Below are 23,715 nucleotides of genomic sequence, written 5' to 3' on the forward strand. Positions count from 1 at the left end.
GCATGATGCATCGGTGCATGGCATGCGACGCACGGCTTCGGTCGTTATTTGCCGCGCAGGTTTCTCAGCACGAACCACACGTTGGCCGGCCGTTCCGCCAGCCGCCGCATGAAATAGCCGAACCAATCGGTCCCGTACGGGACATAGACGCGCACGCGGTACCCTTCCTGCACGAGCCGCAGCTGCAGCTCGTCGCAAATGCCGTACAGCATTTGAAATTCGAACGCGTTCCGGTCGACGTTCAGTTCCCGCACGGTCCGTTTCGCATCATCGATAATCGCCTCGTCGTGGCTCGCGATGGCCGTATAATTGCCGTTCGTCAGATGAAGCCGAATTATGCGCGCCAGGTTATCGTCCACGTCCTTCTTCGCCGGGAACGCTACGCTCGCCGGTTCCTTGTAGGCGCCTTTCACGAGCCGGAGGTTGGCTTGCAGCTTATGCAAGTCCTTCACGTCCTGCTCCGTCCGGTACAAGTAGGCTTGCAGCACGATCCCTACATTATCGTATTGCCGGCGCAGCTCCCGATAGACGTCGAGCGTTGCCTGGCAGTGCGCGTAATCCTCCATGTCGATTCGGACGAAATTGCCGTACTTGCGCGCGCGGTCCAAAATCCGCTTCATATTGCCGATGCACAGCTTGCGGTCGATATCGAGACCGAGCGACGTCATCTTCAGCGACAAATTCGACTGCACGCCGGATTCCGCGATGGCGTCTAGCGTCCGGATGCACATGTCCGCCGCCTGTTCGGCTTCCTCCTCGTTGAAGACGAATTCGCCGAGATGGTCGAGCGTCGCCATTCGTCCGCTCTCGTTCAGCTTGCGGACGGCTTCGATCGCCTGCCGGACCGATTCGCCGGCGACGAATCGGGCGGCGCCGAGGCGCAGCCCGTATTTCTTCGCCAGCCGATGGGCCGTACGGCTCTTGCCAAGCGCCTGAAACAAGCTTCTCAATAACAGATCCATGCCGAATGCCTCCAGTGGATGGGACGTTATCGTTCAACCCTCTGCTTGCATGATACGTTGAATATGCCGTTTCTGCGCCTGATCGAGCCCGGCGTTCGGGGACGGTCGGGGGCGGCCGGGTTGCGCAGCGCGCTTCGGAACGCCGCGTGAACCTTACTCCCTGGCGGTTCGTCGGAGCCTTTCACCTGATCCGTTCACGCGAGCTGTTCACCTAAGCAGTTCACCCGAGTTGTTCATCTAAGCTGTTCGTCTGAGCTGTTCATAGGAACGATAAATAAACAGCCGCTGCGGAGCGCAATCGGAGAGATAGCGGTTCGTAACGGCTGTAGTCGTTTCATCTAAGAGATTGCGGCTGTCATTGACGTGTGCTCATCGAATGCTCCTATAGTATGCGTTTGCCGAGCAGCGAAGCGATCAAGCCGATCGCCAGACGCGCGGTTCGCCTGCTCTCGTCCAGCATCGCGTTAACTTCGACCATATCGATGGACGCGATCCGGCCCGATTCCGCCAGCAGCTCGCAGGCGAAATGCGCTTCGCGGTACGTCAGCCCGCCGGGCACCTGCATGCCGACGCCCGGCGCTTCGAGCGGATCGAGACAGTCCGCGGAGAAGCTGACATGGATGCCGTCCGTGCCGTCGCCCGCGATTTCGAGCGCCTTGCCGATGACCGCTTCGATGCCCATCCGGTCGATTTCATGCATCGTGAAGACGGTGATGCCTTCGGACAGTATCAGCTCGCGCTCCTCCGGTTCCACGTCGCGGACGCCGATCAGCACGACGTTCTGCTTGCGGATCGCGCTGCCGCCGGCAAGCCCGCCGACATCGCCGAGAGCCGGCCTCGCATAGCCGAGCGCCACCGCCAGCGACATGCCGCCGATATGGCCGCTCGGACTGCCTGCCTCCGTATGCAGTCCGGCATGCGCGTCGAAATAGATGACGCCGACGCGTCTCTCCTTCGCCGCAAGCCCCGCCAGCACGCCGATCGTTACGCTGTGATCGCCGCCCAGCACGAGCGGCAGCTCGCCGCGTTCCGAGGCCTCCGCGACGGCTTCCGAGACGCTCCGGCACATCGCGCCGACTTCAGCCGCATGCTTGACGGGTCCTTCCGCGACTGCCGGATTCGCCTGCCGGCCGGCGGCGTTCAATCTCGATTCTCCCGTTACTTCGTAAGCCGTTTTGCGAAGCTGGCGCAGCAAGCCGGCTTGAATCATCGATTCCGGCCCCGCCTCGTTGCCCGGCCTGCCTGCGCCGAGACCGAACGGCACCTGAATGAGATGTAGCTTCCTGCCTGAACCGGCGGAGTAACGACCGCCGCTGCCGCGAGTGTCTTTCCTATTAGTCATCGCTTTCGCCCCACATTCGGATCGGTTTGTCATACTATTCTATGCGGCTATCCGGTGCGAATAGCAGCTTGATCCGCTCGAAAGCCCAATCAAGCTGCCCGGTGGCAATCGTGAGCGGCGGCGCGAAACGAATCGTCGTCGCATGCGTTTCTTTGCACAGGATGCCGAGCTTCATCAGCTTCTCGCAATAAGGACGCGCTTCGCCGTTCAGCTCCACGCCGATGAATAATCCCCGGCCGCGAATGTCCTTGATAACCGGGCTGCCGATGCTTCGAAGCAGACCTATGAAGTAGTTACCCCGTTCTTCGGATCTCTTAATCAGTCCTTCATCTTCCAGCACGTCGAGCGCCGCGATCGCAACCGCGCAGCCGAGCGGATTGCCCCCGAACGTCGAGCCGTGCGATCCGGGCTCGAATAAGCCGAGGACCGCTTCGTCCGCCGCTACCGCGGATATCGGGAACACGCCGCCGCCGAGCGCTTTGCCGAGGATGTACATGTCGGGGACAACGCCTTCCCAGTCGCAGGCGAACCGTCTGCCCGTGCGGCCGAATCCGGTCTGGATTTCATCCGCCACGAACAGCACCTGCCGCGAGCGGCACAGCTCGGCAGCTTCTCTCAAATAACCGTCCGGAGGGATGACGATGCCGGCTTCGCCCTGGATCGGCTCCGCGAGCAATGCGGCCGTATGCGGCGTTATCGCCGCCCGGAGCGCTTCGATATCGCCGTAAGGGATAATGCGGAAGCCTGGCGTGAACGGTCCGAAGCCCGCCTTGTATTCGTCCGATGACGAGAACGACGTCACCGTAATGGTCCTGCCGTGGAAATTGCCCTCGCAGACGATGATCTCCGCCTGATTCTCCGGCACGCCCTTAACGCCGTACGCCCAGCGCCGAACCGCTTTAAGCGCTGTCTCGACCGCTTCCGCGCCCGTATTCATCGGCAAAATCATGCTTTTGCCCGTCAGCGCGCTCAGCTTCTCGTAGAATTCGCCGAGCCGGTCGTTATGGAACGCGCGCGAGGTCAGCGTGACCCGATCGGCCTGCGCCTTCAGCGCCTCGATGATGCGCGGATGCCGGTGGCCGTGATTCAGCGCCGAGTAAGCGCTCAGCATATCCATATACCGATTCCCTTCGGGGTCTTCGACCCAGACGCCTTCCGCCTTCGAGACGACGATCGGCAGCGGCCGGTAATTATGCGCCCCGAACCGTTCCGTCCGGGCGATGATCCGATTGGATGCATTCGAAGTGCTTGCCATGCGGCCACGCTCCTTTTCTCCGACTGCACTCTGCTTGCGGGCTTGCGCTTGCGTACTCTCCCGTATCGACTGACGAGCTATAGAATCCGCTCGCCGAACGCGGAGCCGATCAGCTCCACCGCCGCCGAGGCCGTCTTGTTGTGCCGATCCAGCATCGGATTGACTTCCACCGCTTCCGCGGAGACGAGCAGATTCCGTTCGAACAGCATCTCCATCGCGAAATGGCTCTCCCGGTACGACAGGCCGCCGGTTACCGGCGTGCTGACGCCAGGCGCCGCCGAAGGATCCATGCCGTCGAGATCGAGGCTCAAGTGGACGCCGTCCGTGCCGTTCGACACGATGTCCAGCGCCTCCTCCATCACCCGCTTCATGCCGTCGCGGTCGATATCGTGCATCGTGAACACGCGGATCCCTCTCGCTTTCAGAAAGGCGCGTTCGCCGGGATCGATCGACCGCGCGCCGATAATGACGACGTTCCCTGGGTTCAGCTTGACGTCGGCTCCGCCGATCGAAGTCAGGTCGCCGTGTCCGAACCCGAGGGCGGCCGCCAGCGACATGCCGTGGATATGGCCCGAATCGGTCGTTTCATGCGTGTTGACGTCGGTATGCGCATCGAACCAAATAACGCCCAGCCGCTTGATATGCTGCAGGACGCCCTTGATCGTGCCGATTGCGATGCTATGGTCGCCGCCCAGTACGAGCGGAAATCTGCCTTTGCCCAGTTCTGCCGAGACGGAAGCGCACAGCTCCCGGTTGACCCTGGCGATCTCGCTCAAATACTTCAATTTCTCGTCTTCGGGGGCAGGCTGCAGCTGCCTGTTCACCTGCAAGTCTCCGAGATCGTCGATCGTATAGCCGAGCGCTTCCAGCCGATCCTGCAAATTCGCGCCGCGAATCGCGTCCGGTCCCAAATCCACGCCCTTCCGGTTTGCACCATAATGCAGCGGCACGCCGATAATCGTGATGTTGGTCTTCCTCACCGCATCCATACGTTGCACCCTTTCCCAAAACATTCGTTCATTCTCATTGTAGCATAGCGTTTTTTGTTGAAAAAATTGAATAATTCAATGGTTACGATTAAGAAATGCAATGTTGCCTCAATTTCTCTCCAAGATATAGCGCTTGCTGAGACGCTCAATTACCCGCTCCGGCAACGACGAAGAGCCTCCGGCAGACGAACGGCCGGAGGCGGGCATCGATATGGGAAGGCGTCCTGAGGTGTTCTGATGGGCGCCGATGTAAGATCCTATACGCCCTCGATCGGCGGGCGAAGGCGTCAGCCCCATTCCTTCCAGATGCGTTTGACGATTTCCGCGAAGGAATGGATGTTCTGTTCCGCGATCCGTTTCTTGAGCATGACCATATTCGTTTCGATTTTGCCCGGGAACCTGTGAATTTCCGCCAACGTTCCCTTGCGGAGCTCATCCTCGACGAGCCCTGCGCCGAGCAGCGCGATGCCCGTATTGTACATGACCGTCCGTTTGATCGTCTCGTCGGAGACGCAGGCGATGTACTTCTCCGGCGCGATGCCGTATTCCGACAAGCATTCGTTCACGAGGCGCTGAATGTTGGAACCGGACTTGTACGTGATGAACGGGTAGGTCCCCAGCAGTTCGGTCAACGTATGCTGTTCCAGCAGCTCGCTTGTTGTAACGAGAACGAGATCCTCCCTGCCGAGCGGCATCGTCTCGATTTGCGGCAGCTCGCAAGGACCGGCGATAATCGCCAAATCCGCCTCGTTGGACGATACTTTCTTCATCGCGTCGTTGCTGTCGCAGGAGAACAGCTGCAGCTTGACGTTCGGATTCTCGGCGATGTACGAATGCAGAATGAGCGATAAATATTGCGTGCAATAAAATTCAGGCGCGGCCACGGTCAACAGCCCATGCGGATGCTCAAGCTTGCGCAGCTCGGCCTCCATCTCCTCCATGAGCGCGAACGTCCGGTCCACGTATCGCTTGACGAGCTTGCCCGCGGGAGTCAAGAACGTCCGTTTCCCGCTGCGGCCGAGCAGCGTTACGCCAAGCTCGCTCTCGAGCGACTGCAGCTGCAGGGTGATCGTCGGCTGGGTATAGCCGAGCTGATCGGCGGCCCTCGTCAAGTTGAGCGTGTCCGCGACGACCTGAAACGTCTTGTATTTCTTGAAATCCATGCCTGCCTCACGTCCTTGCCGAATTCATTGGAACCATTATAGTGGGAACGCCCCCTTGGGGCAAGCGAAGCCAAGACTGCCTTATGCGGCTGAAGCCTCTGCAATCATCCTTTAGCCAGACGATAGCTAACCGCGCGCGATTAACGGCGGATACTTGGACAATGCGGCGCAATGCCCCCGGAATAAACAAGCCCGAGGGCAGTCCCTCGGGCGGCGGCAATCCGTCTAACTTATTCGATATCCATGGAAATGTCGTCTTCCTCGGCATTGAACCGGATGAGCAGCTCTTTGTCTTCCAGAAACCACAAGTTGTCCGCTTCCATGTAGAACGTGATGCCTTCCACGACGTCCTTCAGACCCGGATTGCGGGGCGTATCCTTCATGATGCCGAGCGAGTAGCCGGGTTGAACGCTGCCGCTGCCGCCAAGCCTTACGAAAATCCGCAAATGATCGCCATCCGCCAATTCCAGTTCCCTGATGTACCATTGTGCAGCCGACTGTTCTACCGAAAGTCTCATCGTTTCCATCTCCTCGTTTTGGATACGGTTACATGATATATATTCGCCGCAGCCAAGGGAATTACCTCTTCGCGGTCGATAATATCAGGCTGCTGCCCGGCTAATAGCGCCTGCGCTGTACCCGCTGCCGTTTGAGGCGGATAACGGCCATCACGCCCAAATACACCAGCAATCCGATCCACACGAAGAGAATAGCCTCTTTCTTGCTGTTCGACGGCTCGATGGCATCATGAACCGGCGACGCGGCGCTCTTCATCGCCGTTTCGACCTCCGGGTACCGCTGCGCAACGGCGGACAAATTCGGCGACACGGGCTTCAGCCAGCCTGCCGAATAATCGCCGAGCGACGTGCGGACGTTGACCTCGCCGGCCGGCGAAACCGTAACCACCGGCGTTTCGCCCTTCGGTACGACGGCGTATAACGGCTCCTCGGCCACGAAGCCCTCCGTCTCCAGGCTGGCGAACGGATACGCCTGCTCTGTCATCTTCACCTGCTGCAAGTCGTAGTTCCGGAACCCGTAATCGAGCAGATGGGTCATATCCTTGTACAGCAGCGCTTTGGTCGGCGATTTCAGCAATACGCCGATCAGCTCCATGCCGTTGCGTTTGGCCGACGTGACGAGCGTGAAACCCGAATCGCCCGTATAGCCGTTCTTGACGCCTGTCGTGCCTTCGTAATTGCCGAGCATTTCATTATGATTGACGAGCGTCGTTTGCCAGGCTTGTCCGTTCCATGGCAGCTTCTTCGTGCCGACAATCGTTCGGAACAAGTCGTTTTGCATCGCGTATCTGGCGATCTTGGCCATATCGACCGCCGTCGTCACCTGCCGCGGATCGGGCAGCCCGCTCGGATTGACGAAGAACGTATGCGTCGCTCCCGCCTTCTCCCGGACGAACTCATTCATCCGATCCGCGAATTTCGCCTTGGAGCCGTCCATGAATTCCGCGATCGCCGTCGCCGCGTCGTTGCCCGAATTCATCAGCATGCCGTACAGCAGGTTGATCAGCGTCTGCTGCTCGCCTTCCTCCAAGTAGATGCGCGTCCCGTCCTCGTTCCGCGCTTCCTTCGACGTCGTCACCAGGCTCGATAATTCCCGGCCGCTCTCGATGGCGATGATGCCGGTCACGATCTTGGTAATGCTGGCCGGAAACTGCTCTTTCTCTTCGTTATGCGCGAGCAAGACGGTCCCCGTCTTGGCATCGATAAGAATCGCGGAATCCGAGGACAGCGCGGGCGGTCCCGGGTCTTCTTCCGCCGCAAAGGCGCGAGCGGCCGATCCGAGCACGAACAGGATCAGCAGCAAGGCGGCTAAACGAACTGGTTTGTATACCGACATGTTAACGCGTCTACCTCCCGCTCCGCTAGGTAAAGACTAGTAACTATTAACGTACCATTAGACGCGGGCGATCAGCAATTATTATTTTGTGGCAATGTCGCGCGGGCTGTCTTGGAGGTGATTGGGGATGCAAAAAACCGCTCCCTATTCGGAGCGGCCAGACTGTCGACAAACTATTCGAAGCTTCCACCCGCGCAGCCTGAACGGGATAACCTGCATAGGCTACGGACACGGGGTCCGCTATCTGTATTAAAATCGGCGTTATGGACAGGTGATCGGACACAGGATCCGTTATTGCCCCCTGGAAGCATCAAATGCCTGCATGTTGGACGAAATAGCGCATCTCCTGTCCGTAAGCATACAGAAAAACGATGAAAACCGGCCAATAACGCATCTCTTGTCCGTTTCCTTGCTTCGACGCCGGCGCTGCTGCCCAGCCGGCCACAAATGCCGGTTGATCCAAACGGTTTCGGCAGCTCAGCCTGGGAGCGGAAGCCATCACGCGTCTATCTGCGCGAAACGCGACGGCGCGTGATGGCCGTCAACCTCGTTCTTGCGAGGAGCCGCAGGGAGCCGCGGGGAACCGCAGGGAGCCGAACGAAACCCGAAGGAACCGACCGACATTGGCGGTTCAAGCCGCCCCGAGTCCCTCGGGCGTAATTCCCCCATCGCTCCCGCTGCAATAAAAGGAGCCGATCCCGGGAAGCACCGAATGTCTCACATCGGGCGAAAGCGCAATCGGGCGGTTCCATCGTCACGCTTGGCCGAACTTCTCGCGGATGCGGTTCGCCATCCAGTAATTGACCTGCCACAGGTCGGCGACCGGTTGGCCCGTGAACGGCAGCGTCGGCATGTAGCCGGGAGGGCCGAATTCCGGCGTAATCGTCGCGATGGCGCGGCCATCCCGCTCTCTCGCCTGCAGAATCCGGCTCCACCAGGCTTCGAATTGACCCAGCTCGTACGCGAATTCCGGCGCGGCCGGATGCGGCACCTGCGGTCCTTCCGCGAATCCGACGCGGGCATGGATATGGATGGCGCGCTCGATCGCGAGCTGCAAATCATCTTCTCTGTCGTCCAGCATCGACTCGGTTACGCAGCACCAGTGGCTGAAATCCGCCGCAATCCGGAGCTCCGGCAGTTCCTTCAAGAGCGCCGTCGTCGCCCACGGCGTGAACATCGCCCGCGCGCGATGCGTCTCGTGCGCGACCGGAATGCCGATCGAACGCTCCACGTCGAGTGCCGCTTGGAAGAACTTCACCTGCTCGGCGAACGGCATGCTGTCCTTCGCGCTGTGCGAGACGATCAGCTGCGGGCCGAAGCTCGCCGCGCGCTCCGCCTGCTCCGCGAACGAAGCCGCATGATCGCCGGAAGAGAAGATTTGGGCAATATAGCCAAGGTTATGCTTGGCCAGCAGTTCCTTGAACTCGTTCTCATGCTCCTTCGACGGGGCCGGAGCCTCGACGCCGGCATAGCCCGCTTCGGCCGCTCTCGCCAGTTGCTCCGCATAAGTGCCGGGCATGCCCCATAAGGCATTATAAATATTCAGTTTCATCGTTCGATTTCTCCTCCGTTGACATTTGATTCAGTACAGCTGATTGGACACTGCCACATCCAGTGTAACAACGCTGTCTCCTCCCGCCAAGCAGCATATGATCCGAAAAACCATGCTTATCATCCTGTCCGCATGACAAGGAATGAGTGAAACTAACCTCGAACTGCCTTATCGGCACATAATGCATGATTGCAATCAAGATTGCAATTAAGGAGGAGCAGCAATAGATCTGCTTACGTTCCATATTTCCCGATTGCTGCGCCGACCTATCGCCGAACGTCCTGCGGATGCGCGTCCGTCAAGAGCGCCGTCACGCTCGCGTTGGAGCTGACCTGCGCCGGACTTTTGCAGCCCGGGATTACTGCCGTCACCGCCGGGTGCTTCAGGCACCAGGCAAGCGCCCATGCCGCCATATCCACTCCGGCAGGCACTTCTTCCGCCGCAATGCGCTGCACCTCCTCGAGCTTCCGGACCGTGCTTTCGCGATCGTGGCGATGACGCACGTCGGTCGCGTCGAAGACGGCGTCCGGCTTGTATTTGCCGCTAAGATAGCCGCTTGCGAGCGGAACGCGGGCCAATACGCCCAGATCCTGCCGCATGCAGGACGGGAATACGGCTTCTTCCGGCACCTTGTCCAGCCGGTTGTATACGACCTGGATGACTTCGGAGCCGATTCTCGTCGAGGCGTCCACCTGATGCGCATTCGCGTTGCTGCCGATAGACGTGCCGAGATGCCGGATTTTGCCCGCTCGGACCTGGTCGTTCAAGACCGACCACAGGTGGTCGTTGTCGAACACGCCGTCGGGACCGGAATGAAACTGGTATACGTCGACGTAATCCGTCTTCAGCGCCTTCAGCGACGCTTCCAGCTGCTTCACGACTTCGTTCGGCGAGAAGCTGTCGGTGCGCGTGAACCGCTCATGGAAGTGGTGGCCGAACTTCGTCGCCACGATCCAGTCCTCGCGCTTGCGGCGGGACAGGTAATCGCCGATCAGCGATTCGGACAGATGATCCCCGTAGCATTCGGCCGTATCGATCAGATTGATGCCGAGCTCGGCTGCCCGGTCCAGAATGGCGTCGGCATCCGCTTGCGAGAACTGCAAGCCCCATTCGCCGCCGAACTGCCATGTGCCTACCCCGATCACGGAAACCTCAAGTCCCGTGCGTCCTAATCTGCGGTATTTCATCATCTTCGATTCTCTCCCTTCGATTGTTGGTCGGACTGGCTTGCCCCTCTCATGGATGGACAGCAGCCGCGAGAATGGCTATTCTTCTTTCTCCCATCGCCGCAGCTGCAGAGACGGCGTAAACCACAGCTTGTAGCTGAGCAAGCTTAATATGATGCTCGTCACCGCCGCCGAAGACGTGAACGCGAAGACGATCAGCATCTGATAGCGAACCGCTTGCAGCGGATCGGCGCCCGCGATGATCATCCCCGTCATCATGCCGGGCAGCTGTACGATGCCGACCGTCTTCATGCCGTCGATCGTCGGAATCAAGCTCGCCTTCACCGCGCGTTTGATGCCGAGCTGGATGGCCTGCTTCGCGCTTGCGCCGAGCGCCAGCAGCGTCACGATCTCGCCGCGGGACGACTCGACGTCGCGCCTCATATGGTTCAGGTAGAGGCCCGCCACGACCATAGCATTGCCGATCGTCATCCCGCTGATGGAGATGATATACTGCGGGGTGCTCTGGATAATATGCATGCCGAGCAGCAGCAGCATGATCATCGCTTCCGTCGAGGCGATGGCGATGCCGATCCTCAGCCCGATGCCCCGCAAGCCCTTCCCCCGCCTGGCTGCGTGCCAGGACGCGATCGCGACCATGATGACGATGATCGGCACGAGCAGCAGCGGATGCGTCGTCCGGAATATCGCCTGCAGCACCAATCCGACGGCGAGCAGCTGCACCGCCGCGCGGATCGTGCCTACGATAATATCGCGCTCCAGCCCGAGCTTCTGGCGCATGGAGACGAATATGGTGATCGCGACGAAGAGCAGCGTGAACGCAACCGCCGTGAGCGACATCAGTCCACCGCCTCCATCGTCCGCTGCTTCAGGAACTGCGCTGCGGCTTCGGTCGGAGGCTGCCGGAAGAAGGCTTCCGACTCCCCGTCCCATAATGACCCGTCAGCCAGAAACCAGATCCGCGTACTGACGCGTCTGGCCTGCTCCAAGTCATGCGTGACCCAGACAAGCGACGTGCCGGATTTCGCTTGCAAGGCAAGCAGCATCTTCTCCACCGCATCCTTGCTGTGCCGGTCAAGCGAGGCCGTCACTTCGTCGAGCAGCAGGATCTCCGGCCGCGCCAGGAGCGAGCGTACGAGCGACACCCGCTGCTTCTCGCCGCCGGACAGCGTATCCGCGTCCTCCGACCAGCCGGTCGCCGACAATCCGGCTGCGGCCATCAGCGCTTTGGCGCCGGCTTCGTCGAATGCCGTGCCGTGCAGGCGGCTGAACGCGCGCAAATTCCACTCGACGCTGCCCGGGAGCATCACCGCCTGCTGCGCCACGTAAGCCGCTTTGCAGCGCCATGCCTGCGGCTCCCAGCCCGCGGATGAACGATCCTCCAACAGCACCTCGCCGCCGCTTGGCTCGTCGAGCAGGGCGAGCAGGCGCAGCAGCGTGCTCTTGCCATGCCCCGAAGGCGCAATGAGCGCGATGGACGAGGGTGTATCGATCGATGCGGCAATGTTCGCGAACAACGTCCTGCCGCCGGCAAGCGTTTTGCTCAATGCTTTGAACGCAAGAATGCCCACGCGCGACCACCCTCCTTCCTGCTCCTGCAGAACGCGTCTTCATTGTTGAATGATTTCATAGCTTGTAAACGGCTTGCAATGCGGATTTCGACTAGTATTTCCGATACGGCCGGCTCGAAATGCGCCGCTGCTTCATCCGATTGCGCGATGCTGCGCCACTGGCGCTTAGCGAGCCTCGCTCGCTACATATATCCAAGTCTCGCCCGGTTGAAAAATATGATACCGCTGGCCACGGTAGTGATCGTACAGCTCGCCGACGAAGCCGACGATCCCCTCGCTGTTGTTCGGATACAGGTCAAAGTGGAGCGGCACGACGACGCCCATCCTTGTGTCGGCAGCCAGCGCGGCCGCTTCCCGCGCGTTCATATTCCCGTCGATCCCGCGGCGGTGACGGAACAGATCCCTGCCGTTGATCGGCAGCATGCCGATGTCGATGCTGAAGCCGTTCAGAATCGTAATCAGCTCCTCGGTGACCAGCGTGTCTCCCGCGTGATAGATGACGATTCCGTCCCAGTCCAGCATATAGCCCAGGAAGCGGTCGCGGCCTTCTTCGTCGATGACCCTCGTCTCGTGCCATGCCGGGATCGGATGAATCGTCAATCCGCCCGCGCATTCGTAACGTTCCCCGTACCGAAGGCTGTCCACGCGTTCGGCGGCAATGCCGATGTGCTTCAGCATGTCCGCGCACACGGCCGGTCCGGCGAACCTGCACGACGGCGATGCGCCGGCAACGGCAAGGAGCGTTTCCGGATCGAGATGGTCCAGATGCTCATGCGTGACGAGTACAAGGTTCAGGTCGTTCAGCTCGCACGCCTCGACCGGCGGCGCATAAGAGCGTTTCCAAAACCCGTCCGGCGATATCCGGTCGACGGAGTCCGTCAAATACGGATCGACGGCGAGCTTGAAGCCGTTGCGGCCGATCACGACGCCGACTTGTCCGATGTACTGTATAGCTGCGGTAACGATTGACATGGTTGAATTCTCCTTTCGCATGCGTTAAGCGTATCAGAAAAACCCGCGGCGATAAACCACGGGTTTGCGACATGATTAGCGCATATGAGCATCTGCAGCGCTATGGCATTCTGATGCTGTAAATCGGAAACGGACGGTTTAACGTTAGCTTGAGCCGCCGCCTTCCCGTTCGTCGGTTACGGGCTTGTCCGTTGCCGGTTCGCCGTCCGCTTCGACCATACGCTGCAGCGCGGACAATTTGTTCTCCCAGTACCGCTCATAATACCGCAGCCAGTTGCGCAGCTCCTGCAGCGGCTCCGGCTCGAGCCGATAGCGCGTCTCGCGCCCGACTTTGCGTTCCTTGACGAGACCGGCCTCCGAAAGGATGCGAAGATGCTTCGATACCGCCGTGCGCGTCATCGTGAAATGGCCGGTAATGGCGGTGACGGGCATCTCCTTGTCGCCGAGCAGCCGCAGCACTTCGCGCCGGGTCGGGTCGGCGATCGCCTGAAACACGTCGTGCTTGCCGGATGGCAGCGCGGTCATATCACGCCTCGACGAACGAGCCGAGCTTGGCGACGAGGCCGACCCAGCCCTTGCTCATCGTATCGCGCACCATGCTATGCGGCATATTGAATTCGGTCATGCCGTCCACCCGCCAGCCGGAATGAATGAGCGTGCAAGCGGTTTGGTTGTCGCCCTGATCCTCCAGCTCGATCGTGATCGTCCATTCCTTGCCCCATTGGAACGCGATCCGGGTAGGCGCCTCGATCTCCTTGACGACGCATGGCTGCATGCCGAACGCGCCTGCGTCGATCTTGAACGAATGGCCGACAATCGGTTCGAAATCGTTCGGCATGAACCAGCTGCTTAAGCCCTCAGACGTCGCGATCGCGGCCCATACTTTCTGGATCGGCGCTTTGAATACCTGCGTTTGCCGAATATCCGGCAAGACGTTCTCCGTTTCCATGCTACTGTCATCTCCTTGGTACGTCTCGTTATCCTGGAAGAAGCATGCGTCCGATAAACAAAAAAGCGAACCCTTCCGGTTTCGCCTTCAGTATAGGACACCGTTTGGTTTCATGTCAAACGCATTAATTCGTCGGGTCGTTTTTGTTATTGCCCGTGCCATGACCATGATCTTCCCATCGCCGGGAATAGGCTTTATTGGTGATCCAAATCGTCATCCAGGTGACAAGCACCCCGATGATTACCGCCGAAATCCATACCCCTGCAGGTACGCCCATTGTCAGTCTCTCCTTCGGCAGTTCCGGTCATCCGGAGCCGCCCCTTTATTACATGACATCATAACAGACCTGACATAACGTTACAAATGACAACATTATGACGAATGCCGCGCTTGGCCGCAGCATCCGCATCATGCAGACAGACGAGCGGCACCGCTCCCTAATCAGGACGCCGCGCTGCCAATTCGCGCCGCTCTCTTGCCTGGACAAGCTTCGAGGTGCATAATGAGGATTGCTTCATCCATTTCATTACACGCCGCCCGCAGAAAGGACCGTCATCATGCAATCAACAACAGTGGCCGCCAAGCCGCCCGTATCGCCGATCTTTCCGCTTCTGGTCGGCATGCTGGCCATTTCGTTCGCACCCATTCTCGTTCGCGCTTCCGATGCGCCGGTATCCGTGCAAGGCATGTACCGCATGCTCTTCACCTTCCTGCTGATGCTGCCTTTCGGCGCCAAACAGCTGCGGACGATACATACGATCGGCCGCAAAGACTGGCTGCTGCTGCTCGCGGCCGGTTTCTTCCTTGCGCTGCATTTCCTGCTCTGGATGGCGTCATTGACCTACACGTCCATCGCAAGCTCCACCATCCTGCTCGCGCTCGAACCGGTGTTCGTCATGATCGGCGCGTTCTTCCTGTTCAAGGACCGCCCTGGCAGATTGGCCGTCCTCGGCATGCTCGTCGCGATCATCGGCGCGGCCAGCATCGGTTCCGGCGATATCGGCTTGTCCAGCCGCGCTTTCTTCGGCGACACGCTGTCGTTTCTGGGCGCGCTTGCCGTTGCCGTCAACATGCTCATCGCCAAGCAGATTATGCGCCGCGTATCGTCGTTTCTGTACAGCTTCATCGCATTCGGCGTCACGGCGGCCTGCTTCGCGATCTATAACGTCGCGCGCGGCATCCCGATGGGCGGTTATCCCGCCAAAGAATGGCTCGTCTTCGCGCTGCTGGCCATCGTGCCGACCGTATTCGGCCATATGATTTTCAATTGGCTGCTGAAATACGTGAAGCCGACGACCATCTCGATGACCGTGCTTGCGGAGCCGGTCGGCGCGAGCCTGCTCGGCATGCTGATTTTCCGCGAAATGATTACCGGCTTCCAAGTGGTCGGCGGCCTGTTCATCATTCTTGGCCTGGTCTTGTACATGCGCGCGGAGAAGCATGAGGCCGGCACCGCGCTCCCTGCCGATCCGCTGTCCGCGAACGCCGCGGTTGATTAATGGCGCCGGCCCGAACCGAATATCGACAAAAAAGCCTGATTGCTCAGGCTTTTTTCATGTCGTCGTTATCGAGACGTTGACGCCGGATGCGATACATCGGAGGCAGCAAGCCTATTCCAGCCCATGCTCCTCGCGGATGCGGTACAGCCCTTGAATCATCGGCTCGGCGGGATCGCGGTTCAACAGGAAGTGCGCGATCAGCACGTGCAGCGGCAGCGCGCAAATGTTGTTGCCGTCCGAGATCGCCGTGAATCCGGCTTCCAGAACGGGGCCGTGCTGCTCGTGAAGATCCAGATCCACGTAAACTTGTTCGTTCGGGAACTCGTCGCGGATCGTCTTCGCGCAATAAGGCACGATGATGTTATCGATTAGCGCCTTCGCGTCTTCCTCCGATTGCGGCGGCTTCGGCAGCAGTCTGTCCGCGCCCTCGTGGCCGTCCATCAGATCGAAGAAGAACGAGGAGATCCACAGCGCTGGATCTTCGTTGCTCTGGAACGTTTGCAGCAATTCGCGCATGAAGAAGCCGGTCGCGTATTTGCCGCCGTCTCTCGTTTCCACTTTGAACGTAAAAATCGGTCCGTAGACCTCGTGGTTCAACACCTGTCCGTCGACTTGCTCGTCCTCGAACTTGAACCGGAGCGCTTTCAAGCCATTGTCGTGCAGCGCTTGAACGACCTGCCGGAATTCTTCTTCCGAAATATTCCCTTGCTCCTGCGTATCGTTATTATTGGATACGTTATTTTCTGTCGTCATGTCGAATCACCCTTAAATTATCATATAATGTCCGTTTTGCACTTGTCCACTTGTAATTTTTCCAGCAAGTCTCAGGCGCGCGGCTCGAATAGATAGGCCGCAAGCAGGGCCGCCGTATTGGCGATGGCGTCGGCATGCGTGCGCTCCATGCTGTGGGAGGCATGCACGCCCGGTCCGATCAGCGCCGCGCGGATGTTGCTTCCGCCGCGCTGCGCAGCGGACGCGTCCGATCCGTAATGCGGATAAATATCGACCGCGTGCGGGATATTCTCGCGCTTCGCGAGCGAGATAAGCGCCGAGGTCATCTCGTAGTCGTACGGACCCGAAGAATCTTTGGCGCAGATCGAGACGTCGTATTCCGTCGCCGACAGATCGTCGCCGATCGCGCCCATGTCGACGGCGATCATTTCCGTAATGTCCGCCGGGATATGCGAGCTGCCGTGACCGACTTCCTCGTAGGTCGAAATGATGATTTTGACCGTACGTTCCGGCGTCCGGCTTTCGCGCTTCATCCATTCCAGCAAAGCGAACAACGCGGCTACGCTCGCCTTATCGTCCAGATGGCGGGATTTTACGAGACCGTTCGGGAGGATTCTCGTCCGCGGATCCCATGAGATGAAATCGCCGACGCCGATGCCGAGCTTCAGGACGTCGTCCTTGGCATGGACCGGTTCATCGATGCGGATCTCCATATTCGCTTCCTCGCGCTTGAAGTCGCGGGCGTCGGAGAACACGTGGACGGACGGTTTCGAAGTGAGCACGGTGCCTTCGTACGTTCTGCCGTCGCGCGTATGTACGAGGCAGTATTCGTTCTCCACGGACTGCATGGCGTAACCGCCGACCGATGTAAAGCGTAGCGTGCCGTTCGATTTGACGGACCGCACCATGGCGCCGAGCGTGTCTACGTGGGCGGTGAATGCAATGACGTCATCGGCGCTTGGGCGGCTGCCCGGAATCGTGATGATGCCGTTGCCCTTCGGCGTCCGTTCAAGGTCATAGCCGAGCTTCGCGGCTTCCTCGTGAATCTGCTTCATGATGGCCGTACAGAAGCCGCTTGGACTTGGCGTCGCGAGCAGCCGTTCGAGACATGCCAGCATGTACGCGCGGTCGATCCGCGGCTGAAGCGGTTGAGTCATCGTTGCTTGCGCTCCTTTCTTGAACCTTGTACTATCATAGCCCATTCCGGGCGAAAATCCTATTCGTTCAGCAGCAGGATCAAACCTGCCGCCGCTCCGGCGGCAACGAGCAGCGTATCCCGAAGCCGCCAAGCTTCCGTGACGAGCACGGTCGGATGCGGCTGTACGCCGACGCCGCGGCTTTCCAGCGCGTCCGTCACCTGATCGCCGAGCCGGAACAAGGACAGCATGAACGGAAGCGCCGTCTCCTGGATACGCCTGACCGCTCCCCGCCAGCCATGCCCCGTCTTCTTGCCGCGCGCCGCCGCGATGCGGGCAAACCGCTCCCATTCCGAGAGCAGAACCGGTACGAACCGCAGCAGGAGCGTTACCGTCAGCAGCAGCTTCGTTCCCCAGGCCGGCATGCGACCGAAGGCAGTGAACAGCTGCTCCAGCGAGCGCCTCAGCCTGAGCGGCGTGACGGCGATCGGCAGCCCGAAGCCGAGCAGCATGACGAGCAGCGGCTTGAGCAGCGAGCGCAAAGAAACGAGCGCGTCGTTCATGTCCCAAAAGGCGCCTGAGGGATGACGGCCGAAGCCCGCAATGATCGAGACGGCGACCGTGAACGTCGCGATCGCCCGGATCGCTCCGCGCCATCGGCGCAGCGGAATGCGGCCGAAATAGATCGCGCAGGCGACGAACGCCGCGGCGAGGCCGATGCTTCGCCAGCCCGCCATCCGGAGCATGAAGGTCGACAGGATGATGTAGGTCAGCCATACGGCGCGGGCGTCGAAAGCCGCGATCGGCGATGGCAGGGCCGCCGACGCGCGCAGTGCGAAGGGCTTGCGCGCCGGTGCTGCGTCTGTCGGCGCAGCTTGGCGGGGCGCTGCGGCCAGTAAGAGCGCCGGCGGGGCATCTTGACCGGATGACACGGCCGTGGTCATTGCGGCTGAAGGCGTTGCTTCTGAACTAGTTGATGGCATGGCTGCCGGCATTACTTCTGAGCTGTCTGTTGGCGTTGCTACTGAGCTGGCTGTCGGCATGGCTGCCTGACTGGCTGCCGACAATGCTTCTGAGCCGGCTGCAAACTTTGCTTCTGAGTCTCCAACCCGTATCGCTGCCTGACTGGCCTCAACAGCCGGGTCGGCAGCCGGCATTTCGGCTTCCCTATCCCATTCGTCGGCGGCAGCCGATGTACGCGCCGGACGATGCCGCCACGCCAACGCTGCAGCGAGTTTGCTCGCGTCCCACACGTCCGGCTCGTTTACGCCCAGCTGAAGACTAAGATGCGCGATGCCGAACCAGTCCGGCACGTTCATGCCCGCCTCGGTCAGCCAGCCGGGATTGGCCAGCAGCTCGCTTCGATCGCACGAACGAACGCTTCCATCGCCATGAAGCAGCAGAATGCGGTCCGCGAGCCCGAACGCCCAATCGCTCTCATGCGAGATCAGGAGGACGCCTTGACCGTCGGACGCGCAGCGCCGCAGCTTGGCCCCGAGCAGCTCGTGGCCTTCGGCGTCGAGCCCTGCCGTCGGCTCGTCGAGCAGCAGCCAATCCGCCGGCGGCGCGAACAGACAAGCGAGCGCCGTCCGTCTCCGTTCGCCGCCGCTCATCACGTAGGGATCGCGCTCCAGCCAGGTGCCGTCCCAGCTCACGGCTGCCAAGGCGGACGCGATTCGGCCGCTCTTCTCCGCAGCCGGCAGGGAATTATCATATGGTCTTAGCGAATAGACCAGCTCCTCGCGAACCGTCCTCAGGAACAGCTGCTCCTCCGGAGACTGGCAGGCGTACGCGTAAGCGAGCAGCGCCTTGGGATTAAGCTTCTTCTTGCCCCGGATCGACGTCCGGCTGGACACCCACAGCGGCTCGCGGCCGTACTGTATGCTTACCTCTCCCGGGCCGCGCAAGCCCGCGATCTTCTCCATCAGACGGGTTTTTCCCGCGCCGTTCGCGCCCATCAATACCGTGATTTCGCCGGTGTTCAGCTCAAGTGCATCTAATTGCGGCTGATGGCCGACGGCAGACGGAGGAGCATGCTCGCCGTTAATCATTTGAATGCCGCTTATTCGGAGGACGCCCGATGCATGAACCCAATCCCTGTTCATCGATCGGTCACCTGCCGAAGCGCCGCTTCCCATTCACCGGCCGTCTCGGGGTATGGCGGCTGGAGCAGGCCTATTCGGCCAAGCTCAAGCGCCAGCCGGGATGCGTACGGAAGGTGCAAGCCGCAAGCCAGGCAGGGCGGATCCGCATCCGGTCCGAAGGAAATCGGATAGCTGGAACCGTATAGAAACTGCCCGCCTGTCCCGTCGAATACGATCCGCCCTTCCGACAAGGCGACCGTCCGCTCCGAAGCTCCGATTTCCTGCAGCCGCTGCGTTACCCAGACGACGGCCGCCCCGCCTTCGTGCAGCTGGGCCGCAATGGCACGAACGCCCTCCCGCGATTGCTCGTCGAGCATCGAGGTCGCTTCATCGAACACGATCAGGGCCAGCTTCGCCGCTGAAGCCGCCGCGACGGCCGCAAGCTGTCGCTGCCCGCCGGATAACCGTTCCCATGGCAGATCGCCGACGGCCTGCAGACCGGTTTCCCGCAGAATCGCCTCCGTCTCCGTCAGGATCCGCTCGGGCGCAAGCCCGCGCCATTCCAGCGCGAAACGGATTTCTTCCCGCGGCGTCTCGGCGAACAGCTGCGCATCGGGCTGCTGCATCACATACGGCGACGGCGTTGCTCCGGCAAACCCGCGGTCCCACGACCCCTGCGCGCCGTCGATCGGAAGTCCTGCCAGCAGACGGGCCAGCGAAGACTTGCCGCTGCCGTTGACGCCGACCAGGTTAACCCATTCCCCGGGGTTCAGCGCGAAGTCAATCTTGTCCAGCCTTGGTGTCCCCGCGCCCTCGGCCGACTCGCTCGAAGCGGAAACCCTTTGCAGGACAAGCTTATTATGTAGGTGATCCACCACTCGAATTTCCCTCTTCCCAAAAGTTTACTCCCATGATAAGATGCTAATTGTTAACCTCCAACAGATAACAAGGTTAACATTCGAGAGGAGAATTGACAATGGCTTTGACGCCGATTCACAATGCACAGACACCGATTTCCACCGACAGACGCTCCGGTTCCGCATCCTGGATTCGAGGCGCGGTATTCACCGCCTTGTTCGCGGCCCTGTTCGTCGCCTTCAGCTTCGCCAAAATCCCGCTATGGTACTCGGCCGTCCCGATTACGCTCCAGACGCTCGCCGTCATGCTCGCAGGCGGCCTGCTCGGCGCTTTCTACGGATTCTTGAGCATTATCATCGTCGTCCTTCTGACGGCAATCGGACTCCCGCTCCTTGGCGGCAGCGGCGGCATTGCCGTTATTTTCGGCGCGACGGGCGGCTACATATGGATGTTCCCGCTTTCCGCCCTGCTCATCGGCTTCGCCAGCGACCGGCTGTTCGCAGGCTCGAAGAAGCTGAACCGAACCGGCATCGTCCTGCTGTTCGCCAGCCTGGCGCTCTTCGGCGTCGTTCTCTCCTACGTCGGCGGCGTGCCGTGGCTTGCGCATAAAGCGAAGCTGAGCTTCGGCGCCGCCATGAGCGGCGGATGCTATCCGTTCCTAATCGGCGACTGCCTCAAAGCCGTCGCGGCGACCGCATTGATCAGCACGCTGCGGCCGATGCTGGCTCGGCTGCGCTGACATTCGCAGCGCTTGCTGCCCGGTCGCAGCGCTGACAAGCCGCGCCGAGGAGCAGCGTCCGCTCAAGAAGCGTCCGCTCACGCAAGCAAAATTCCGCCTTACCTAATACTTCGCTAGAAAGCCTGCCTACAGGCCGAGCTCCCGCCGCAGCAATTGGGCGAGCTCGGACAGGGTAGGCTTTTTAAGCGTTATGACCAGCTGATTCCCCGTCAACGATGCCGATTGAACGCGCAGCGGCTTCGGGACGGAATCTCCGAGCGGAATGACGATATCGTCGAAATATTTCAAAGGCAGCGTTCGGCTTCTCAGCTTCGCTTCGTCCACCTCGGCGATCAGGTTCGGATCTTGCCATTTCACGTTATAGTAGACGACGATGCCGACCGGGACGCGATTCTTCACCTTCAAGTTATAATGGCCTGCCACGCGGCCGTTCTCGAACCGAAAACGCGCGCCGGTAATCGTCACGTTCGGTCCGTACTGCGGGTTGGCCGCAATGTAAGCTTTGCCTATATTGTTGACGTCGGCTTCGGAGAGGGTCAGCTTCGTGCTTAAGCTCCTGGCCATGTCGAGCGCCCGGTCTTCCAGAGGTACCGGGGTATAATTCAGATCGAGCGTTTCAGCCGGTTTGACGTACCATGCGGCCGCCGCCCCCAGGACTGCGATCAGCAGCAGGAGCGTTCCAAGCACGATAATCAGTTTCTTCACCTTTCGCGGCACCTCCCGGTTCTTCTAGTATACGCCTCTCGTCCGTTCGCCTTCTAGTTCGCCGATTGATTCTGCACGGCGCCCATACTCGCGTAAGCCGGCATGCAGCCCGAGCCCGCGATGACCCTCCGTGTTCCCGAACGGCAACAGCCCGGGAGCGCTTATCTCCCGGGCTTGCCTGCTTCGCGTATTCAATCGGCTACCGCTTCGGAAGCGACCGCACGTAATGGTCGGACAGCGTCATCAGCTTCATGATGTAATCATAATCGGCGCGATACGGCGACAGATCCGTAACCGGCTCCAGCGTTCGGATATTGACGGCGGTTCCGTCGTCGAAGCCTTTGCCCGGCACGAACAATACGTCGTCGTTGAAGAACGAACCGGTCGGCAAGTAATAGCGCGAGCCGACGACGTTATGGTCGACGTTAAGCAAGTCATGTCCGAAGGCCGTGAATTTCGCCTCGTCCAGCGAAATGCCGAGCAGGTTCGTTACCGTCGGCAGAATATCGACCTGTCCTCCGACCCGATCCACGACTTCCCCCTTCTGCTCGCCCGGCACGCGAACGATGAGCGGGATGTTGAAGCGCGTCACTTTCGGATCGTATTTGATCCCGAGCGCCTCGCCGACCTGCGCAGGATCGTTATCGTCCGGCTGCAGGCCGAAATGGTCGCCGTAGAAGACGAGCACGGTGTCGTCCCACAGGCCGGCTGCTTTGAGCCGTTCGATCAGCGTGCCGATCGCATAATCCGTATAATTGACGGCAAGCAGGTAGTTGCCGAGCTGCGTGCCCTTCAGCTTGTCGGGCAGCGTCATCTTCGCGCGGTCGGCCGGCACCGCGAACGGGAAGTGGCTCGATACCGTAATGAACTGGGCGTAGAACGGCTGCTTGCTCACGCTGATTTCGCTCAGCTTGTCGACGGCGGTATGGTACAATTCCTCGTCGGACGCGCCGAAGCTGTTGAAATGGTCGTTCTTGTAATACGGCTTGTCGTAATAGTGATTGAAGTTAATGGCCGCGTACAGCTTGTTCCGGTCCCAGAACGTCACGTCATTGACATGGAAAGTGTCCGCCACGTAGCCGTTCTGCTGCAGCAGCCGCGGCAGGCTCGGCACGTTCCGGTTCCCGTAGCCCGTCGACATGGCGATCTGCGCCGTCGGATAGATGGACGTATTGGACATGAATTCCGCATCCGATGTATTGCCTTGGCCGATTTGCTGGAAAATATGCGGGAAGTAAATGCCCTCGTCGGCCAGCTTGTTCAAGTTCGGCGTCAGCTCCTTGCCGTCCAGCTTCAAGTGGATCGGGAAGTTCTGGAACGCTTCGAGCTGCACGAAGATGACGTTCTTGCCTTTCGCGATCCCGAAATCGACCGGCGTTCCGCCCTGTTTGTCTTGGTACGGATACGTCGCCTGCAGGTCCTTGGCCTGCTTGGCGAATTCCTCCGTGTTGCCTTCGGCGGCGATGCTGTTGTCTTTGGCCGCTTTGATCGCGGCCGTCACCTGATAATTCAGGAAGCCTTCGTCCTCCGCCAGCACGAGCTCGTTCTCGATGGGCATGCCGGTCTGGATGAACCTCGCCGACACGACGACCGCGAGAATGAACAGCACGCTCAGCACGACGCGGTACATCGGCCTTGCCGGAGCGGTTTTACCGAATCGGAAGCCGGATGGGCCGCTTCTTCTCTTCCCGGTAACCGATGTATAAATCCACCAGCCGAGCGCGAACGCGATATCCGGGAAGAACCAGTAATGGCTCCACTGTACCGTGTTCTCGACGCTGTCTTTGATTTTGGTCACCTGATGCAGCTCGTATAGCGCAGTGTATGTCGGCAGGGTGCCGAAATGCTCGAAATAGACCGCCGACGAGAACAACAGCAGCGACAAGAGCAGGTTCAGCCCGCCGTACGCCCATGCTTTAAGCTTGGCCGGCGTCGCCAGCTCAAGCGCGCATGCCAGCACGAGCAGCGCGGAAGCGTCCGCGGTCAGCCGCGTCCATTTGATGTCGCCGAACAGAAAATAGCGCAGCAGCGCCAGCTTGACGAGCAGAATGAAGACGGCCGCGTAGAACAGCGGCACGCGGACATTCCGCTCCTCGTTCAAGCGAAGCAGCCGTTTGGGCGATTGAATCGGTGAATGATGCATGATTGTATGAAAACCCTTCTTTC

At 60.0% G+C, this 23,715-nt stretch carries 23 protein-coding genes; 2 read left to right on the plus strand and 21 right to left on the minus strand.

Going from position 1 to position 23,715, the window contains the following annotated elements:
• Positions 1-44: 44 nt before the first annotated feature.
• The 15 genes from GXP70_RS17375 to GXP70_RS29590 form a co-directional block, all read right to left on the minus strand.
• Complete coding sequence (locus tag GXP70_RS17375; RefSeq protein WP_162357998.1) at positions 45-962, minus strand: proline dehydrogenase family protein; 918 nt, start codon at positions 960-962, stop codon at positions 45-47.
• 382 nt (positions 963-1,344) lie between these two features.
• Positions 1,345-2,304, minus strand: coding sequence for an arginase (gene rocF, locus GXP70_RS17380; protein ID WP_162357999.1), 960 nt, complete (start codon positions 2,302-2,304; stop codon positions 1,345-1,347).
• Positions 2,305-2,338: 34 nt separating this feature from the next.
• The gene (locus GXP70_RS17385; RefSeq protein ID WP_162358000.1) at positions 2,339-3,559 is read right to left on the minus strand and encodes an ornithine--oxo-acid transaminase; all 1,221 of its coding nucleotides are present in this window, start codon (positions 3,557-3,559) and stop codon (positions 2,339-2,341) included.
• Between the two features lie 77 nt (positions 3,560-3,636).
• Positions 3,637-4,548, minus strand: coding sequence for an arginase (rocF, locus tag GXP70_RS17390; RefSeq protein WP_162358001.1), 912 nt, complete (start codon positions 4,546-4,548; stop codon positions 3,637-3,639).
• A gap of 287 nt (positions 4,549-4,835) precedes the next feature.
• The gene (locus GXP70_RS17395) at positions 4,836-5,711 is read right to left on the minus strand and encodes a LysR family transcriptional regulator (RefSeq protein WP_162358002.1); all 876 of its coding nucleotides are present in this window, start codon (positions 5,709-5,711) and stop codon (positions 4,836-4,838) included.
• Between the two features lie 230 nt (positions 5,712-5,941).
• Positions 5,942-6,229 (minus strand): HesB/YadR/YfhF family protein, encoded by a 288-nt coding sequence (locus GXP70_RS17400; RefSeq protein ID WP_162358003.1) that lies wholly within the window; start codon positions 6,227-6,229, stop codon positions 5,942-5,944.
• Between the two features lie 100 nt (positions 6,230-6,329).
• Positions 6,330-7,565, minus strand: coding sequence for a D-alanyl-D-alanine carboxypeptidase family protein (locus tag GXP70_RS17405; RefSeq protein ID WP_162358004.1), 1,236 nt, complete (start codon positions 7,563-7,565; stop codon positions 6,330-6,332).
• Positions 7,566-8,319: 754 nt separating this feature from the next.
• Entirely contained in the window at positions 8,320-9,117 is a 798-nt protein-coding gene (locus GXP70_RS17410; RefSeq protein WP_162358005.1) for a sugar phosphate isomerase/epimerase family protein, read from the minus strand.
• Positions 9,118-9,383: 266 nt separating this feature from the next.
• On the minus strand, positions 9,384-10,304 hold the full coding sequence (locus GXP70_RS17415; RefSeq protein ID WP_162360530.1) for an aldo/keto reductase: 921 nt from the start codon (positions 10,302-10,304) through the stop codon (positions 9,384-9,386).
• A gap of 78 nt (positions 10,305-10,382) precedes the next feature.
• Positions 10,383-11,144 (minus strand): ABC transporter permease, encoded by a 762-nt coding sequence (locus GXP70_RS17420; protein WP_162358006.1) that lies wholly within the window; start codon positions 11,142-11,144, stop codon positions 10,383-10,385.
• Positions 11,144-11,875 carry an ABC transporter ATP-binding protein gene (locus GXP70_RS17425; protein WP_162358007.1) on the minus strand — a complete coding sequence of 244 codons (732 nt, stop codon included), beginning with the start codon at positions 11,873-11,875 and terminating at the stop codon, positions 11,144-11,146. The genes GXP70_RS17420 and GXP70_RS17425 overlap by 1 nt, the downstream gene beginning before the upstream one ends.
• A 165-nt stretch (positions 11,876-12,040) precedes the next feature.
• The gene (locus tag GXP70_RS17430) at positions 12,041-12,847 is read right to left on the minus strand and encodes an MBL fold metallo-hydrolase (protein ID WP_162358008.1); all 807 of its coding nucleotides are present in this window, start codon (positions 12,845-12,847) and stop codon (positions 12,041-12,043) included.
• A gap of 144 nt (positions 12,848-12,991) precedes the next feature.
• Positions 12,992-13,372, minus strand: coding sequence for an ArsR/SmtB family transcription factor (locus tag GXP70_RS17435; protein ID WP_162358009.1), 381 nt, complete (start codon positions 13,370-13,372; stop codon positions 12,992-12,994).
• Position 13,373: 1 nt separating this feature from the next.
• Positions 13,374-13,796 carry an SRPBCC family protein gene (locus tag GXP70_RS17440; protein WP_162358010.1) on the minus strand — a complete coding sequence of 141 codons (423 nt, stop codon included), beginning with the start codon at positions 13,794-13,796 and terminating at the stop codon, positions 13,374-13,376.
• Between the two features lie 124 nt (positions 13,797-13,920).
• Positions 13,921-14,073 (minus strand): hypothetical protein, encoded by a 153-nt coding sequence (locus GXP70_RS29590; protein ID WP_192043365.1) that lies wholly within the window; start codon positions 14,071-14,073, stop codon positions 13,921-13,923.
• Positions 14,074-14,353: 280 nt separating this feature from the next.
• Here GXP70_RS29590 and GXP70_RS17445 point away from each other — a divergent pair, with 280 nt between their 5' ends.
• Entirely contained in the window at positions 14,354-15,295 is a 942-nt protein-coding gene (locus GXP70_RS17445) for a DMT family transporter (protein ID WP_162358011.1), read from the plus strand.
• 111 nt (positions 15,296-15,406) lie between these two features.
• Here GXP70_RS17445 and GXP70_RS17450 read toward each other — a convergent pair whose 3' ends face one another.
• The 4 genes from GXP70_RS17450 to GXP70_RS17465 all read right to left on the minus strand — a co-directional run bounded on the left by GXP70_RS17450 (position 15,407) and on the right by GXP70_RS17465 (position 20,125).
• Positions 15,407-16,048, minus strand: coding sequence for a hypothetical protein (locus GXP70_RS17450; RefSeq protein WP_162358012.1), 642 nt, complete (start codon positions 16,046-16,048; stop codon positions 15,407-15,409).
• Positions 16,049-16,119: 71 nt separating this feature from the next.
• Complete coding sequence (locus tag GXP70_RS17455) at positions 16,120-17,184, minus strand: M42 family metallopeptidase (protein WP_162358013.1); 1,065 nt, start codon at positions 17,182-17,184, stop codon at positions 16,120-16,122.
• 59 nt (positions 17,185-17,243) lie between these two features.
• The gene (locus GXP70_RS30075) at positions 17,244-19,268 is read right to left on the minus strand and encodes an ATP-binding cassette domain-containing protein (RefSeq protein WP_162358014.1); all 2,025 of its coding nucleotides are present in this window, start codon (positions 19,266-19,268) and stop codon (positions 17,244-17,246) included.
• A complete protein-coding gene (locus tag GXP70_RS17465) occupies positions 19,265-20,125 on the minus strand; it encodes an ATP-binding cassette domain-containing protein (RefSeq protein WP_162358015.1) in 861 nt (286 codons plus the stop codon). The genes GXP70_RS30075 and GXP70_RS17465 overlap by 4 nt, the downstream gene beginning before the upstream one ends.
• Before the next feature lie 98 nt (positions 20,126-20,223).
• Between GXP70_RS17465 and GXP70_RS17470 the strand changes: the two genes are divergently transcribed.
• On the plus strand, positions 20,224-20,844 hold the full coding sequence (locus GXP70_RS17470; protein ID WP_162358016.1) for a biotin transporter BioY: 621 nt from the start codon (positions 20,224-20,226) through the stop codon (positions 20,842-20,844).
• A 126-nt stretch (positions 20,845-20,970) separates the two neighbouring features.
• On the opposite strand, the gene GXP70_RS17475 is transcribed toward GXP70_RS17470, so the two are convergent.
• Both GXP70_RS17475 and GXP70_RS17480 read right to left on the minus strand, forming a co-directional pair.
• The gene (locus GXP70_RS17475; RefSeq protein WP_162358017.1) at positions 20,971-21,549 is read right to left on the minus strand and encodes a hypothetical protein; all 579 of its coding nucleotides are present in this window, start codon (positions 21,547-21,549) and stop codon (positions 20,971-20,973) included.
• Between the two features lie 199 nt (positions 21,550-21,748).
• The gene (locus tag GXP70_RS17480) at positions 21,749-23,692 is read right to left on the minus strand and encodes an LTA synthase family protein (protein ID WP_162358018.1); all 1,944 of its coding nucleotides are present in this window, start codon (positions 23,690-23,692) and stop codon (positions 21,749-21,751) included.
• Positions 23,693-23,715 lie beyond the last annotated feature (23 nt).

The organism is Paenibacillus lycopersici, from assembly GCF_010119935.1.
Lineage (GTDB): Bacteria > Bacillota > Bacilli > Paenibacillales > Paenibacillaceae > Paenibacillus_Z > Paenibacillus_Z lycopersici.

Coding starts and splice junctions, on each gene's coding strand:
- GXP70_RS17375 (WP_162357998.1), bottom strand. CDS start 962: ATGGATCTGTTATTGAGAAGCTTGTTTCAGGCGCTTGGCAAGAGCCGT.
- rocF (WP_162357999.1), bottom strand. CDS start 2,304: ATGACTAATAGGAAAGACACTCGCGGCAGCGGCGGTCGTTACTCCGCC.
- GXP70_RS17385 (WP_162358000.1), bottom strand. CDS start 3,559: ATGGCAAGCACTTCGAATGCATCCAATCGGATCATCGCCCGGACGGAA.
- rocF (WP_162358001.1), bottom strand. CDS start 4,548: ATGGATGCGGTGAGGAAGACCAACATCACGATTATCGGCGTGCCGCTG.
- GXP70_RS17395 (WP_162358002.1), bottom strand. CDS start 5,711: ATGGATTTCAAGAAATACAAGACGTTTCAGGTCGTCGCGGACACGCTC.
- GXP70_RS17400 (WP_162358003.1), bottom strand. CDS start 6,229: ATGAGACTTTCGGTAGAACAGTCGGCTGCACAATGGTACATCAGGGAA.
- GXP70_RS17405 (WP_162358004.1), bottom strand. CDS start 7,565: ATGTCGGTATACAAACCAGTTCGTTTAGCCGCCTTGCTGCTGATCCTG.
- GXP70_RS17410 (WP_162358005.1), bottom strand. CDS start 9,117: ATGAAACTGAATATTTATAATGCCTTATGGGGCATGCCCGGCACTTAT.
- GXP70_RS17415 (WP_162360530.1), bottom strand. CDS start 10,304: ATGAAATACCGCAGATTAGGACGCACGGGACTTGAGGTTTCCGTGATC.
- GXP70_RS17420 (WP_162358006.1), bottom strand. CDS start 11,144: ATGTCGCTCACGGCGGTTGCGTTCACGCTGCTCTTCGTCGCGATCACC.
- GXP70_RS17430 (WP_162358008.1), bottom strand. CDS start 12,847: ATGTCAATCGTTACCGCAGCTATACAGTACATCGGACAAGTCGGCGTC.
- GXP70_RS17435 (WP_162358009.1), bottom strand. CDS start 13,372: ATGACCGCGCTGCCATCCGGCAAGCACGACGTGTTTCAGGCGATCGCC.
- GXP70_RS17440 (WP_162358010.1), bottom strand. CDS start 13,796: ATGGAAACGGAGAACGTCTTGCCGGATATTCGGCAAACGCAGGTATTC.
- GXP70_RS29590 (WP_192043365.1), bottom strand. CDS start 14,073: ATGGGCGTACCTGCAGGGGTATGGATTTCGGCGGTAATCATCGGGGTG.
- GXP70_RS17445 (WP_162358011.1), top strand. CDS start 14,354: ATGCAATCAACAACAGTGGCCGCCAAGCCGCCCGTATCGCCGATCTTT.
- GXP70_RS17450 (WP_162358012.1), bottom strand. CDS start 16,048: ATGACGACAGAAAATAACGTATCCAATAATAACGATACGCAGGAGCAA.
- GXP70_RS17455 (WP_162358013.1), bottom strand. CDS start 17,184: ATGACTCAACCGCTTCAGCCGCGGATCGACCGCGCGTACATGCTGGCA.
- GXP70_RS30075 (WP_162358014.1), bottom strand. CDS start 19,268: ATGAACAGGGATTGGGTTCATGCATCGGGCGTCCTCCGAATAAGCGGC.
- GXP70_RS17470 (WP_162358016.1), top strand. CDS start 20,224: ATGGCTTTGACGCCGATTCACAATGCACAGACACCGATTTCCACCGAC.
- GXP70_RS17480 (WP_162358018.1), bottom strand. CDS start 23,692: ATGCATCATTCACCGATTCAATCGCCCAAACGGCTGCTTCGCTTGAAC.